Origin of the sequence: Kineococcus rubinsiae (assembly GCF_011839805.1) — a bacterium.
GTDB classification, from domain to species: Bacteria; Actinomycetota; Actinomycetes; order Actinomycetales; family Kineococcaceae; genus Kineococcus; species Kineococcus rubinsiae.
On record NZ_VWPY01000007.1, the window covers coordinates 36,834 to 50,598 of the forward strand.

8 protein-coding genes are annotated in these 13,765 nt (G+C 74.8%); 3 read left to right on the plus strand and 5 right to left on the minus strand.

Annotated elements, in window-relative coordinates:
* Positions 1–23 precede the first annotated feature (23 nt).
* Both F1544_RS06175 and F1544_RS06180 read left to right on the plus strand, forming a co-directional pair.
* Positions 24–1,310: an adenylosuccinate synthase gene (locus F1544_RS06175; RefSeq protein WP_167583332.1), complete on the plus strand. Its 1,287-nt coding sequence runs from the start codon at positions 24–26 to the stop codon at positions 1,308–1,310.
* Complete coding sequence (locus F1544_RS06180) at positions 1,307–1,780, plus strand: GNAT family N-acetyltransferase (RefSeq protein ID WP_167583334.1); 474 nt, start codon at positions 1,307–1,309, stop codon at positions 1,778–1,780. The genes F1544_RS06175 and F1544_RS06180 overlap by 4 nt, the downstream gene beginning before the upstream one ends.
* A 7-nt stretch (positions 1,781–1,787) precedes the next feature.
* On the opposite strand, the gene F1544_RS06185 is transcribed toward F1544_RS06180, so the two are convergent.
* The 4 genes from F1544_RS06185 to aroC form a co-directional block, all read right to left on the minus strand.
* Positions 1,788–2,765: a fumarylacetoacetate hydrolase family protein gene (locus F1544_RS06185; protein WP_167583336.1), complete on the minus strand. Its 978-nt coding sequence runs from the start codon at positions 2,763–2,765 to the stop codon at positions 1,788–1,790.
* Between the two features lie 103 nt (positions 2,766–2,868).
* Positions 2,869–4,983, minus strand: a complete 2,115-nt coding sequence (gene pabB, locus F1544_RS06190; protein WP_167583338.1) for an aminodeoxychorismate synthase component I — start codon at positions 4,981–4,983, stop codon at positions 2,869–2,871.
* A 25-nt stretch (positions 4,984–5,008) separates the two neighbouring features.
* Positions 5,009–5,203, minus strand: coding sequence for a hypothetical protein (locus F1544_RS06195; protein ID WP_167583340.1), 195 nt, complete (start codon positions 5,201–5,203; stop codon positions 5,009–5,011).
* A 46-nt stretch (positions 5,204–5,249) separates the two neighbouring features.
* Positions 5,250–6,506, minus strand: a complete 1,257-nt coding sequence (gene aroC, locus F1544_RS06200) for a chorismate synthase (RefSeq protein ID WP_167583343.1) — start codon at positions 6,504–6,506, stop codon at positions 5,250–5,252.
* 234 nt (positions 6,507–6,740) lie between these two features.
* Here aroC and F1544_RS06205 point away from each other — a divergent pair, with 234 nt between their 5' ends.
* Positions 6,741–13,250, plus strand: coding sequence for an Ig-like domain-containing protein (locus tag F1544_RS06205; protein ID WP_244308015.1), 6,510 nt, complete (start codon positions 6,741–6,743; stop codon positions 13,248–13,250).
* Here the strand turns inward: F1544_RS06205 and F1544_RS06210 are convergent.
* Positions 13,211–13,687: an Lrp/AsnC family transcriptional regulator gene (locus F1544_RS06210; RefSeq protein ID WP_167583347.1), complete on the minus strand. Its 477-nt coding sequence runs from the start codon at positions 13,685–13,687 to the stop codon at positions 13,211–13,213. The genes F1544_RS06205 and F1544_RS06210 overlap by 40 nt on opposite strands.
* Positions 13,688–13,765 lie beyond the last annotated feature (78 nt).

Below are 13,765 nucleotides of genomic sequence, written 5' to 3' on the forward strand. Positions count from 1 at the left end.
ACGAGGTGGAAGCAGGGGATGGCATGCCCGCGATCGTGCTCGTCGGCGCCCAGTGGGGGGACGAGGGCAAGGGCAAGGCGACCGACGCCCTCGGCGCCCGCGTCGACTACGTGGTCAAGTTCAACGGCGGCAACAACGCCGGTCACACGGTGGTCGTCGGCGACGAGAAGTACGCCCTGCACCTGCTGCCCTCGGGCATCCTCACGCCCGGGGTCACCCCGGTCATCGGCAACGGGGTCGTCGTCGACCTCGGGGTGCTGTTCGAGGAGATCGACGCGCTCGAGGCCCGCGGGGTGGACTGCTCGAAGCTGCTGGTCTCGGCGTCGGCGCACATCATCGCGCCGTACAACCGCGTCCTGGACCAGGTGACGGAGCGCTTCCTCGGCTCGCGCAAGATCGGCACCACGGGCCGCGGCGTCGGCCCGACCTACGCCGACAAGATCAACCGCGTCGGCCTGCGCATCCAGGACCTCTTCGACGAGAGCATCCTGCGGCAGAAGGTCGAGGGCGCCCTGACGCAGAAGAACCACCTGCTCGTGAAGGTCTACAACCGCCGCGCGGTCTCGGTCGACGAGACGGTCGAGGTCCTGCTGTCCTACGCGGAGCGCCTGCGGCCCATGGTGCGCGACGTGAGCCTCGAGCTCAGCCACGCGCTGGACCGCGACGAGATCGTCCTGTTCGAGGGCGGCCAGGCCACGCTGCTGGACATCGACCACGGCACCTACCCGTTCGTGACGTCGTCGAACGCGACGGCCGCCGGGGCGTGCACGGGCTCGGGGATCCCGCCGAACCGCATCGACCGGATCGTGGCCGTCGTCAAGGCGTACACGACCCGCGTCGGCGAGGGCCCGTTCCCGACGGAGCTGCTCGACGACGACGGCGAGAAGCTGCGCCAGGACGGCGGGGAGTTCGGCACCACGACCGGGCGCCCGCGCCGCACCGGCTGGTACGACGCCCCCATCGCGCGCTACGCCGCGCGCATCAACGGCGTGACGGACTTCGTCCTCACCAAGCTCGACACCCTCACGGGCTGGGAGCGGATCCCCGTGTGCGTCGCCTACGACGTCGACGGCGTCCGCTTCGACGAGATCCCCATGTCGCAGAGCGACTTCCACCACGCGACCCCGGTGTACGAGTTCTTCGACGGCTGGACCGAGGACATCACCACGGCCCGCACGATGGCCGACCTGCCGAAGAACGCGCAGCGCTACGTCGAGGCGCTCGAGGCGATCAGCGGGGCGCGGATCTCCGCGGTCGGGGTGGGCCCCGACCGCGAGCAGACCGTCGTGCGCCACGACCTCCTCGGATGAGCACGGCCCCCGCGACGAGCACGGCCTCCGACCTGCAGGTCCGGCACGCCCCGCTGGGTTCCGTCGACCCGCTCGTCCTCTACCGGGTCCTGCGGCTGCGGGTCGACGTGTTCGTCGTGGAGCAGGAGTGCCCCTACCCGGAGCTCGACGGGCGTGACGCCGAACCCGGCGCGGAACTGCTGTGGGTGCAGGCGGCGGACGGTGCGGTGGCCGCCACCGCGCGCCTGCTCCGCGACGCCGACGGGTGCGCCCGCATCGGCCGGGTCGCGACGGCGCGGGAGTTCCGCGGGGCGGGCCACGCCGCCCGGCTGATGGGGCTCGGCATCGAGCTCGCGGGTGACGTCGAGACGGTCCTGGACGCCCAGGCCCACCTCGCCGGCTGGTACGCCCGGTTCGGGTTCGCGATCGACGGCGAGCCGTTCACCGAGGACGGGATCCCCCACGTGCCGATGCGGCGCCGCCCCGCCTGAGCACGGGTCAGGGCAGCACCTCGGCCACGCAGCGGGTCCGCTGGGCGCCGAGCCCGGAGATGGCCGTCTCCAGGACGTCGCCCGGGCGCAGCCAGCGGTTCCAGTACCCGCCGTTGCCGACGGGGCTCCCGGTGAGCAGCAGGTCGCCGGGCAGGAGCCGGGCCCCTGCGGAGGCCGACGCGATGAGCTGGGCGACGTCGTGGAGCATGCCGCCGGCGACCTCGTCCTGCATGCGGCGCCCGTTGAGGTCGAGGGTGATGCGCAGCTCGCGGTGGTCGGGGACCTGCGAGGCGGGCACGAACCAGGGACCCGTGGGCAGGAACGTCGGCCGGTTCTTCGCGCTCACCCAGTCCCCGCCCAGGCGCCGGTGCTCGGCGGAGAACTGCAGGTCCCGGGCGCTGACGTCGTTGCAGACGGTGTACCCGGCGACGTGGCGCATCGCGTCCTCGCGGGACACCCGGTGGGCGGGGGCGCCGATGACGACGGCCAGCTCGGCCTCCCAGTCGACCTGAGACGACTCGGGGGGCAGCACGACGTCGTCGTACGCACCGGACAGGGCCGAGGGCAGGGCGGCGAAGATGAACGGGCGGCCGTTGCGCGCCCGCTCGTCCATGCTCCGCACGACGGCGCGGCGCACCTCCTCCTCCGGCCGCCGGTCGCCGCGCGCACGGGCGGCGAGGTTCAGCTCGGCCACGTGCGTGCGGTAGTTCGCCCCGGCCTGCAGCACCTGCCGGGGCTGGACCGGGACGAGGACGCGCAGGCCGTCGAGGGAGCGGCCCTGCTCGGGCCGCCTGGCCGCCGCGAGCTGCTGCAGGCGCGGTTCGGTGGCGTCCCAGTCCTCCAGGAGCGCCGGCACGGTCGCCGGGCCGTCCACGACCTCGCCGGGGAGCAGGGGGTGGACGACCTCGTCGACGACCAGCCCCGTGAACTCCTCGGTGCCGTCGGAGAACCGGCCCAGGGCGTACCCCGTGGCGGACGTGCTCATCGCTGCTCCCGTGTTCTCGCCCGGACCGCGGGGCGCCACCGGGGCGGCCAGGGTAGCGACCGTTCCGGAACCGCCGGTACCGGAACGGCGACGACCTCCCGGATCAGGCCGGCGTCGTGACCTGAGGTTCCGGGGGCAGCACCGCCTGCAAGGACGCCGCCGCCTTGAGCAGGAGTTCCTCGAACTCCCCGACCGGGTCGGAGTCGAGGACGATCGCGCCGCCGGCCCCCGCGGTCCACTCGCCGCCCTGCGCGACGAGGGTGCGGATGACGATGTTCAGATCGGCCGTCCCCGTGAGGGAGAGGTACCCGAGAGCGCCCGAGTAGATCCCCCTCGGCCGCTGCTCGAGCTCGTCGATGATGCGCAGCGTGCGCTCCTTCGGGGCGCCCGTCATCGAGCCGCCCGGGAAGCAGGCGCGCACGGCGGCCACCACGGACGTCCCGGCGCGCAGCCGGCCACGCACGGTGCTGACGAGCTGGTGCACCGTCGCGTAGGTCTCGGTGACCATCAGTGCGGGAACGGACACGGAACCCACCTCGCACACCCGGCCCAGGTCGTTGCGCAGCAGGTCGACGATCATGAGGTTCTCGGCGCGGGTCTTCGCGCCGCGCTCCAGCGCCCCGCGGAGCTCCTCGTCCTCGGCCGGGGTGGCGCCGCGGGCGGCGGTGCCCTTGACGGGCCGCGCCTCCGCCCAGCGGTCGCGGTCGACGGTGAGGAACCGCTCGGGGGAGGCGCACGCCACCTCGACGTCGTCGAAGCGCAGGAACGCGGCGTACGGCGCGGGGTTCGCCCGCCGCAGGCGTCGGTACGTGCTCAGCGGGTCGGCGGTGACGGGCAGCCGCACCTCGTCCGTCAGGCAGATCTCGTAGCTCTCCCCGGCGCGCAGCAGCTCCCCGCACCGTGCCACGTCGGCGAGGTAGCCGGCGCGGTCCCGGCGCAGCAGGGGTTCCACGGCCGCCCCGGTGACGGCGGTCACGGATGCGCCGGGTTCGGACGACGGGCGGGTGTCGTCGGGGAGGTCGGCCAGCGCGGCCTCCGTCGCGTCGAGCCACGCCCGGGCCGCGGTGGCCGGCTCCCCGGCACCGAGGTCGCTGCGGGACAGGGCGAGCAGGTGCGTGCGGCCCTGCTCGTGGTCGACGGCGAGGAACCGGTCGGCGAACACCCACGCGGAGTCGGGGGTGCTCGCCGTGCGCGTCGTCGGGTACCCGCAGTCGGCGCGCAGCTCGTAGCCGAGGTAGCCGACGTAACCCCCCGCGAAGTCGAAGGGCAGGTCCTGCGGCCGGTCGGCCGGGTCGATCCGCCGGGCGGCGAGCTCCGCCTCCAGCAGGTCGAACACCGACCCCGGGACGAGGCGCTCCCCGTCGCGGTCGCGCACCCGCACCGCAACGTCGGCGACGCGGTAGGTCAGGAACTCCGCCTCGGGCCCGGCGGCGTCGCCGAGGAAGGAGAACCGGCCGGTCGCGGGGCTCGTGCGGGCGCTGTCGAGCCAGAACGCCTGCGCGCTGCGGGCGTTCAGCCGGTCGAACGCGGCCTCGGTGTCCACCGCGCGGGGCAGCGTCCGCACGTGGAGCCGGTAGGTCCGCCGGGCGGCCGCCGGAGTTCCGCTGCTCGTCGGCGGTCCGGACGATGTCGTCCGGGCCGGCGGGTGGGCCGCGCGGAGGAAGTTCCGGACGAGGACCGCCCCGTGCTCGCTCTCGATCGACTCGGGGTGGAACTGGACGCCGACGAAGGGACGCTCGGTGTGCCGCAGCGCCATCACCACCCCGTCCTCGGCCCACGCGGTCGCCACGAGCGTCGGCGGCAGGGGTTCGGGGACGGCGAGGGAGTGGTAGCGGACGGCCGCGAACTCCTGCGGCAGCCCGGCGAACAACCCGGTGCCGTCGTGCGTGATGCGGCTGACGTGCCCGTGCCGGGCCCGGGGTGCGCGGACGACGGGCGCGCCCGCGGCCAGGGCGATCCCCTGGTGCCCGAGGCAGATGCCGAGCACCGGAACCCGCGCCCGGGCGAGCACGTCGGCGCAGAGGCCGAAGTCCGCAGCCACCCCCGGGTGGCCCGGGCCGGGGGAGAGGACGACCGCGTCGAAGCCCTCCAGGTCGAGCTCGCCCGGGGCCGCGCCGTCGTTCAGCACGACGACGGGCTCCTCGCCGGTGACCTCGGCGAGGAGCTGGAACACGTTGAACGTGTACGAGTCGTGGTTGTCGACGAGCAGGACGCGCATCAGCGTCCCCCGCCCGCGAGCGGGGTCAGCGGCGGCCGGCGGGGCGCCGGCGCGACGCCACGGCCAGGCCGATGCCGACGATCGCCACGATCGGGCCGACGACGGCCCACGTCGTCTGGCCGGACATCACGCTGCCGCCGAGGACGCCGATGCCCTGCAGGAACCACAGGACGCCGAGGAGGGCCATGACCACACCGAGGACGAGCATCGCGATCTTCATGCGGTGATCGTCACCCGGCCCCGCCGATCCCGCGCGGTGGACCTGCTCAGCCGACCGTGTCGGTGGGGGCGACCGTGTCGGTGCGGATGACCAGGGCGTCGAGGTAGCTGCGCACGTTGGCGCGCACCTGCGCCACGGTGTCGCCACCGAACTTCTCCAGCACCGCGTCGGCCAGCACGAGGCTGACCATGGCCTCGGCGACGACCCCGGCCGCGGGGACCGCGCACACGTCCGAGCGCTGGGCGATGGCCTGCGCCGCCCCGCCCGAGGACGTGTCGACGGTGTCCAGCGCCTTCGGCACGGTCGAGATGGGCTTCATGGCGGCGCGGACCCGCAGGACCTCGCCGTTGCTCATGCCGCCCTCGATGCCGCCCGCGCGGTCCGTGCGCCGCCGCACGGTCAGGCCGGCCGCGTCGCTGCCGTCGTCCGTGCGCTCGATCTCGTCGTGGGCCTGCGAGCCGCGCCGGCGGGCGGTCTCGAAGCCGTCGCCGACCTCGACGCCCTTGATCGCCTGGATGCCCATGAGGGCCGCGGCCAGCCGGGAGTCGAGCTTGCGGTCCCAGTGGACGTAGGAGCCGAGGCCCGGCGGCAGCCCGTGCACGACGACCTCGACGACGCCGCCGAGGGTGTCGCCCTCCCCGTGGGCCTTGTCCACCTCGGCCACCATGAGCGCGCTGGTCTCCGGGTCGGTGCAGCGGACCGGGTCCGCGTCGATGCGCTCGCGCGCCCCCCGCTCGGGCACGACGCCCGCGGGGGCCTCGACGGAGCCGAGCGAGACGACGTGCGAGACGACCTCCGCGCCGACGGTCTGCGCGAGGAAGAGGCGGGCGACCTCACCGAGCGCGACGCGCGTGGCGGTCTCGCGGGCGGAGGCGCGCTCGAGCACGGGCCGCGCGTCGGTGAAGGAGTACTTCTGCATGCCCGTCAGGTCGGCGTGGCCGGGCCGGGGCCGCGTCAGCGGGGCGGAGCGACCGCGCGCGGGCAGGCGGCCGGGCTCGTCGTAGCGGCGGCCGTCGGCGTCGGCCGGGTCGGCCGACATGACGTCGGACCAGCGGGGCCACTCGGTGTTGCCGATGCGCAGCGCGACCGGCCCGCCCTGGCTGAGGCCGTGGCGGATGCCGCCGATGACCTCCAGCTCGTCCTGCTCGAAGCCCATGCGGGCCCCGCGGCCGTAGCCCAGGCGCCGCCGGGCGAGCGCCGCGCGGAGGTCGTCGGAGGTCACCTCGACCCCGGCGGGCAGGCCCTCGAGGATCCCTGCGAGCGCCGGACCGTGGGACTCGCCTGCCGTCAGCCACCGCAACACGTCACACAGTCTGCCGCACGGGTGACGCCCGGCCGTCCCCGCGGTGACGCTGCCCCTCCGCGGGGGGCCCCGAGGCTGCGCCAGCCGGGTGAACCACGGCTTCTAGAAGACCTTCCGGTTCAGGTTGGCCGACCTGTGGTCCGAGTCACAGGTCTAGAAGTTCTAGCTGTCGTGCGGCCACGTGGCCGCGCGGTGCCGTCGTCCAGTCCTGGGCGCGGTCGGAGGGGGATCGTGATGGAACCGACGCAACAACCACGGGTCGTGCACCTCCGGCACCCCCGCCTGGCCGCGCCCGGGTCGCTGGCCGGCCTGACGCGCCGCGGTCAGCAGGCGCTCACCGGCGTCGTGGCCCTGGCCATCGGCGCCGGCCTGCTCGGCGGCCCCTTCGCGCCCGCGGCGTCCGCGAGCCCCGTCAGCACCCCCTTCGCGACCGCCGCCACCGGCAGCATCGCCAACATCAGCGTCGGCGCCCTCGGCGCCGAGACCCTCAAGGCCCAGGTCGGCGTCTCGGCCGGCACCAGCAGCAGCACCGCCGCCAACCGCTCCGACGCCTCCGTCGCGGTCCTCGGCCTCAACGCGCTGGGTCTCCCCGTCGGGGCCCTGCCGCTGGAGCAGCACGGCGACAACGCCGCGTCCACCTCCGCGGACGGGGCGGCCGTCAACGCCGCCAACGTCCTGTCGCTCGGCACCCTGAAGCGCTCCGCCTGGGCCCGCTGGCCCGGGGACCAGGTCTGCGTGCCGCTGAGCAGCTCGACCCTCACCCAGACCACCTCCGCCACCGCGGGCCTCAACGTCCCGCTCATCGGCCTCGGCGTCACCTCCGCCTCGGGCGGCCAGACCCTCGGCACGACGACCACCACGTCGCTGACCGCCGGTCCCGGCGCCACGCGCCGCGGGACCACCTCCACGGCGACCTCCAGCGCGGCGCGGATCACCCTGCCCAACGGCCTGCTCGGCGACATCACCGTCGACCTGCCCGCGGCCACGCTGACCGCCGTCTCGACGGGCGCGGCCGGTGGGTCGACGGTCACCTACTCCCGCACCGCGGCCACCATCACGGTGCCGAAGACGGTCGGCAGCACGATCACCACGCTCAACCCCGGTGACGGTCCCAAGACGCTCGGGGGCTTCACCTTCGGCTTCAGCGCCCTCGACGCCGGCCCGGCCCCCGCCGCCGGCGGCACCGCCGCCGCGGCCTCCACGAAGGGCGTCCTGTCGATCAGCAGTCCCGGCCTCCTCGGCCTGGCCGCCTTCTCCGTCAACCTCTTCCCGCTCTCGGTGTCCACCACCACGCCCGCCGGCGGTGTCGACTGCTCGCTGCCGGCGCCCGTCATCTCCACGCCCGTGGACCAGGCCCTCGTGCGCACCCGCGCCGTCGGCGTGACGGGCACCGGCATCCCCGGCGCGGTCGTCACCGTCACCTCCGGCGGCACCGCCGTCGCGACGGCGACCGTGAGCGCCGGCGGCACCTGGAGCGCCACCGCGACCCTGCCCGCCGACGGCACCCAGGTGCTCGTCTCGACGCAGACCATCGGTGGCCAGACCACGGCCCCCTCCAACCAGGTCACCGTCCGGGTGGACACCGCCGCCCCGGCGCGCCCGGTCATCACCACGGAGGTGCCGACCGGGCAACTGCGCGCCTCCGCCTTCCAGCTCTCGGGGAAGGCCGAGCCCGGCAGCCGGGTCCTCGTCAGCGACGGGGCGAACCCCGCGCACACGTGGGGTCCCGTCACCGCCGACGGCAACGGGGTCTGGACCGTCCAGCTCACGCTGCCCGAGGGGCCGAGCACGGTCACCGCGGTCGCGACCGACGCAGCGGGCAACGCCTCGCCGGCCTCGGCCCCGTGGTCGGCGACCGTCGACACCGCCGCGCCCACCACACCCGTGGTCACCGCTCCCGCCAACGACTCCTCCACCAAGCAGCGCCGTCCCGTCGTCTCGGGCACGGGCGAAGCCGGCTCGAGCATCACCGTCACGACCGACCGGGGCACCTCGCTCGGCAGCACCACGGTCGGCGGCGACGGCAGCTGGAGCCTGACCCCCACGGCCGACCTGGCCGAGGGCGGCAACGTCCTGGTCGCCACCTCCCGCGACCAGGCGGGCAACTCCGCCGAGGCCGACGGCGTGCGCGTCGTCGTCGACACCACGGCCCCCGCCGTGCCCGTCATCCTCACCCCGCAGGACGGCTCCACCGCGGGCGCTGCGGCCACCGCGGTCTCCGGCACCGGCGAGCGCGGCACCACGGTGACCGTGACGCTGGACGACGCGCCCTTCGGCACCGCCCGCGTCGACGACGCCGGCCACTGGACCGTGCCCGGCACGCTGCCGGTGGGGACGCACACCGTCACCGCGAAGCTCACCGACGCCCTCGACAACGCCTCGGCCGCCGTCCCCTCCACCTACACGGTCGAGGTCGACGCGGCGCTCCCGGCCGTGCCCGTCCTGGACGCCCAGCCCGTCACCTGGCCCGTGGACACCAGCGTCATCAGCGGCACCGTCGCCACGTCCGCGCCCGGCGACAAGGTCGTCATCGACGTGTCCCCCGCCTCCGGCACCACGGGCAGCGGGGCCCGCCTCACCGTGGACGTGGTGAACGGCTCCTTCGCGGGGACCTTCAGCGTCGGCGACGGCTCGTGGATCGTCACGGCCGTCCACCTCAGCGGCGGCCTCACCTCCAGCACGTCCGCCCCGGTCCTGCTCATGGTCGACTCCCAGGCTCCCGAGCCGCCCGTCGTGACCTCCCCAGCCGGTGGCGCCGTGGTGCAGACCACCACCCCGCTCCTCGTGGGCACCGCCGAGCCCGGGGCCCGCGTGGACGTCACCCTCGGTGGTGACCTGGTCGGCAGCGGCTACGCCGACCCCACCGGCGCCTTCCAGGTGCTGCTCGACCCGATCACGCCCGACGGTCCCGTCGTCCTGGTGGTCAACGCCGTCGACAACTCCACGCACAACTCCCTGCCCACGACCCTGTCGCTCACGATCGACGCCGCCGGCCCGGCGGCCGTCACCATCACGGCCCCCACCGCGGGCCAGATCGTCAACGGGCCCGTGGTGCCCCGCGGCGCCGGGGCGGACCCGGGCGCCCAGGTCACCGTCACCGACGAGACCGGCGCCGCCGTCGGGACCGTCCCGGCCGACGCGCAGGGCGAGTGGGAGCTCGCGTCCTACCTGCCCACCGACGGCACCCACACCCTCAACGCCACCCAGGTGGACCGCTTCGCCCGGTCGTCCCCGATCGCGTCGGTGACCTGGACGACCGACACCACCGCCCCGGCGGTTCTCGCGGTCTCCAGCCCGGACCCGCGGTTCACGCTCACCGTCAAGGACACCGTGCCCGTCGTCACCGGCGCCGGCGCCGAGCCGGGCGCCACCGTCGTCCTGCGCGACGGGGACGGCCGCCGGGTCGCGACCACCACCGCCGCCCAGGACGGCACCTTCTCGCTCCCCACGTCCTCCGCGGGCACCGCCGAGGGTCCGCTCGTGCGCAAGGTCGTGCAGCTCGACGCGGCCGGCAACGAGTCCCCGGCCGTGCAGCTCGACCTCGCGGTCGACCGGCACGCGGACGTCCCCGTCGTCCTGGCCCCGTCCCCGGGCCTGATCTCCAACGACGACACCCCGACGATCACCGGCACGGCCGAGCCCTTCGCCTCCGTCGACGTCACGCTGGACGGCACCCCCCTCGACCGCGTCATCGCCGACGGGACCGGGACCTGGATCGCCCAGGTCACGGTCCGCGTCGCCGACCGTCAGCACACCGTGAGCGCCCAGCAGACCGACGTCGTCGGCAACGTCTCGCCGCGCTCGGCGGACGTCGCCTTCACGACCGACACGGTCGTCGCGCCGCCCGTCATCGACCCCATCGCGGACGTCACGGCCGACCCGCTGGTCCTCACCGGGACCGCGGAGCCCGGGGCGTCGGTCGTCGTGACCGCGACGCCGCTGATCGGCGCCGTCACCACCGCCCCGGCCGTCCAGGCCGACGGCGGCGGTCGCTGGACCGTGACCCTGCGCCTGGCCGCCGACCTGCACCGCTTCTCCGCGGTGCAGACCGACCTCGCCGGCAACGTCTCCGAACCCGGCGAGCGGGGTGGCGTCACCGTGCCCGTCCCCACCACCCCGGGCACCCCGTCCCCGTCCGGCTCGTCGAGCAGTTCCTCCAGCAGCTCGTCGACCAGCTCGTCCAGCAGCTCGTCGACCAGCTCGTCCAGCAGCTCGTCGACCAGCTCGTCCAGCACCTCGACCAGCCCGTCCTCGACCACCTCGTCCTCGACCACCTCGTCCCCCTCGAGCAGCAGCAGCTCTGCCAGCTCCTCGTCCAGCAGTTCGTCGGACCCGGTCCCCACGACCCTGCCGACCACCCTGCCGCCGATCCCCACCACCGTTCCGACCACCCTTCCCACGGGCTCGTCCAGCAGCTCCACCACCAGCAGCTCCTCCACCACCAGCAGCTCCCCGAGCACGAGCAGCAGTTCCTCCACCACCAGCAGCAGTTCCTCGAGCACCACGAGTTCCCCGAGCAGCACCAGCAGTTCCCCGACCACCAGCAGTTCCCCGAGCACCACGAGTTCCCCGACCACCACCTCGACCCCGACCACCACGCCCACGGGATCGCCGACGACGACCAGCTCGCCGACGACCACCAGCTCTCCCAGCAGCTCCAGCTCCCCGACGGCCACGGGCTTCCGTCGCCCGACGATCGTCACGCCGGCCAACGGCGCGTCGAGCTCGAACGGGAACCTGATCATCGTGGGCTACGGCGAGCCGAACACCACGATCACGATCAGTGACGGCACCCAGGCCATCGGTGCCGCGGTGACGGACTCCGAGGGCCGCTACTACCTCGCGCCCACCACCGCGCTCAAGCCCGGGGGGCACCGCCTCGTCGCGCGGCAGTTCGGTGCCGACGGGATGACCGCGCTGTCCACCGTGACCCAGGTGACGATCACCGCGACCGCCGGCATCGTGCCGACGATCATGGGCCCGATCGACCGCACGGTCACGCCGACCGCCCGTCCGCGCTTCGGCGGGACGGCGGCCACCGGGTCGATCATCACCCTGCGCACCGTCGACGGGGAGTTCCTCGGGACCGCCGTCACGGGTTCCTCGCCCAGCGACCCGACCACGGGGCTCTGGTACATCACGCCGAACATCGACCTGCCGGCGGGCGACTACACGAGCGTCATCGCGACCCAGCAGGTCGGGTCCGTCCTGACCACGTCGAACATCTCCAGCGTCCTGTACGACCCGAACGCGCCGGTCCCCGTGGAGATCAGCACCCCGGTCGACCTCTACCAGACGGACCAGGAGACCGAGACGGTCACCGGCAAGGGCCAGCCCGGCGGTTTCGTGTCGCTGCGCACCAACAGCGCCGAGGACGACCTGCACAGCAACATCCCGGTCGACTCGACCGGCACCTGGACGGCCACGGGCGTGAACTTCGACCAGGGCACGCACTGGGTCGTCGCGCTCCAGACCGTCGCCTTCTCGGGCGGCACCGCGGCGGCCACGATGGCCCGCACGCCGTCGACGGTGAAGCTCCAGAGCAGCCGGTACGCGCTGCTCGACGCGTCCCCGACCATCTACCAGTCCACGTCGCAGATGGTCCGCGTCGTGCGCCTGGCGGACGCGGACACCATCGCGAAGCCCGTCATCACCAGCCCCGCCGAGGGGTCGGTCTTGAAGGACGGTCGTCCCACGGTGGCCGGCACGGGTGAACCCGGTGCCCAGGTCGTCGTCAAGGACAGCAGCGGCCGGTTCATCGGTGCGGCCACGGTCGACGTCAGCGGCCGGTGGAGCTTCGTGCCCGAGGCCGCGCTGCCGGCGGGCACGGTGGCCCTCACCGCCTTCCAGTACGCCGACGGCGGCCCCAGCACCTTCAGCACCGTCCGCACGGTCGTCGCCCCGGCCTCGGCCTCGGCCGCGGACCCGACCCCCGCACCGAGCCCGTCGGCCTCCGCACCGACGGTGACGCCCGCCCCCACCACGCCGGTGACGCCCACGCCGGCGCCGCCCGGCAGCCCGACCACCCCGGTCGCCGGGGCGGCGGGGTCCGACGGGACCAACGGCTCGAACGGCACCAACGGCACGGGGTCGGGCCTCGGCCAGGCCGGCCAGACCGGCAGCGCCACGGCGCGCACCGGCACCGCCACGGCGCGCACCGGCGGCACCGGGGTCACCACCGGCACAGCGGCGGCGTCCCGCTCCACCGCCCGCACGGGTGTCGCGTCCACCGTGGCCGCGACCACCGGCAGGCTCGCCCACACCGGCGCCGGCCTCGCGCCGCTCGGGATCGGCCTGGCCCTGCTCCTGGCGGGTGCCGCGGCCATCGTCCTGGCCCGTCGGGGCAGCTCGTCCGGCCCCCGGGTCGCGACGTCCAGCTCGGCTCCCGGGCCGCGCTGGTCCGGCCCGGACGCGCTCGGTGGCCTGGACCTGCTCCAGAGCCCCGCGCGCCCCGCGGCGCCGCGCTCGTCCGGCAGCACCACCCGGGCCCGCACCCGGGACCACCTGCCCTCGACCGGGCGCCGCGCCGGCGCCCGGGCCGGGGCCCCGGCCACCCGCACCGCGCGGTCCGGTGGTGCCCGCCCAGCCTCGGCCCGCCAAGGTTCAGCCCGCCAAGGCTCAGCCCGCCCGGGCTCAGCCCGCCGGGGCGCCGGGGGAGCGGTGGGGGCACCACCGGGACGGTCCGCCCAGCCGGGACGGTCGGCTCAGTCGGCCAGACCGGTGAGCAGCGGGTCGATGCGGTAGGGCACCAGCTCCCGCATCGCCAGGGAGGTCCGGGTGCGCACGACGCCGGGGATGGCCAGCAGCGACTGACCGACGCGGTAGAGGTCGTCGGCGTCACGGGCGACGACGCGGCACATGAGGTCGCCGTCACCCGTGATGCCGTGGACCTCGAGCACCTCCGGCGTCGCGCGCAGCTGCAGGAGCGTGTCGTCCTGCTGACCCTGGTGGATCTCGATCATGACGAAGGCGGACACGGAGAAGCCCAGGGCCGCCGGCGCGAGCCGGCGGGAGAAGCGGTGCAGGACACCGTCGGACTCCAGGCGCTCCAGGTGCGTCTGGACGGTGCCCCGGGCCAGGTTCAGCAGCCGGGACAGTCCGAGCACCGTGGCGCGCGGATCCTCGTCGAGAGCGAGGAGGATCCGGGCATCGATGGGATCGAGACGGCGCACGGCGGACATCCTGTCCTATGCGGCGGGTGTCGCGGCGCGCAATGTGCCCAACCGACCTCGCCGGGTGTGGGCAGGGCGCTCGCCGGC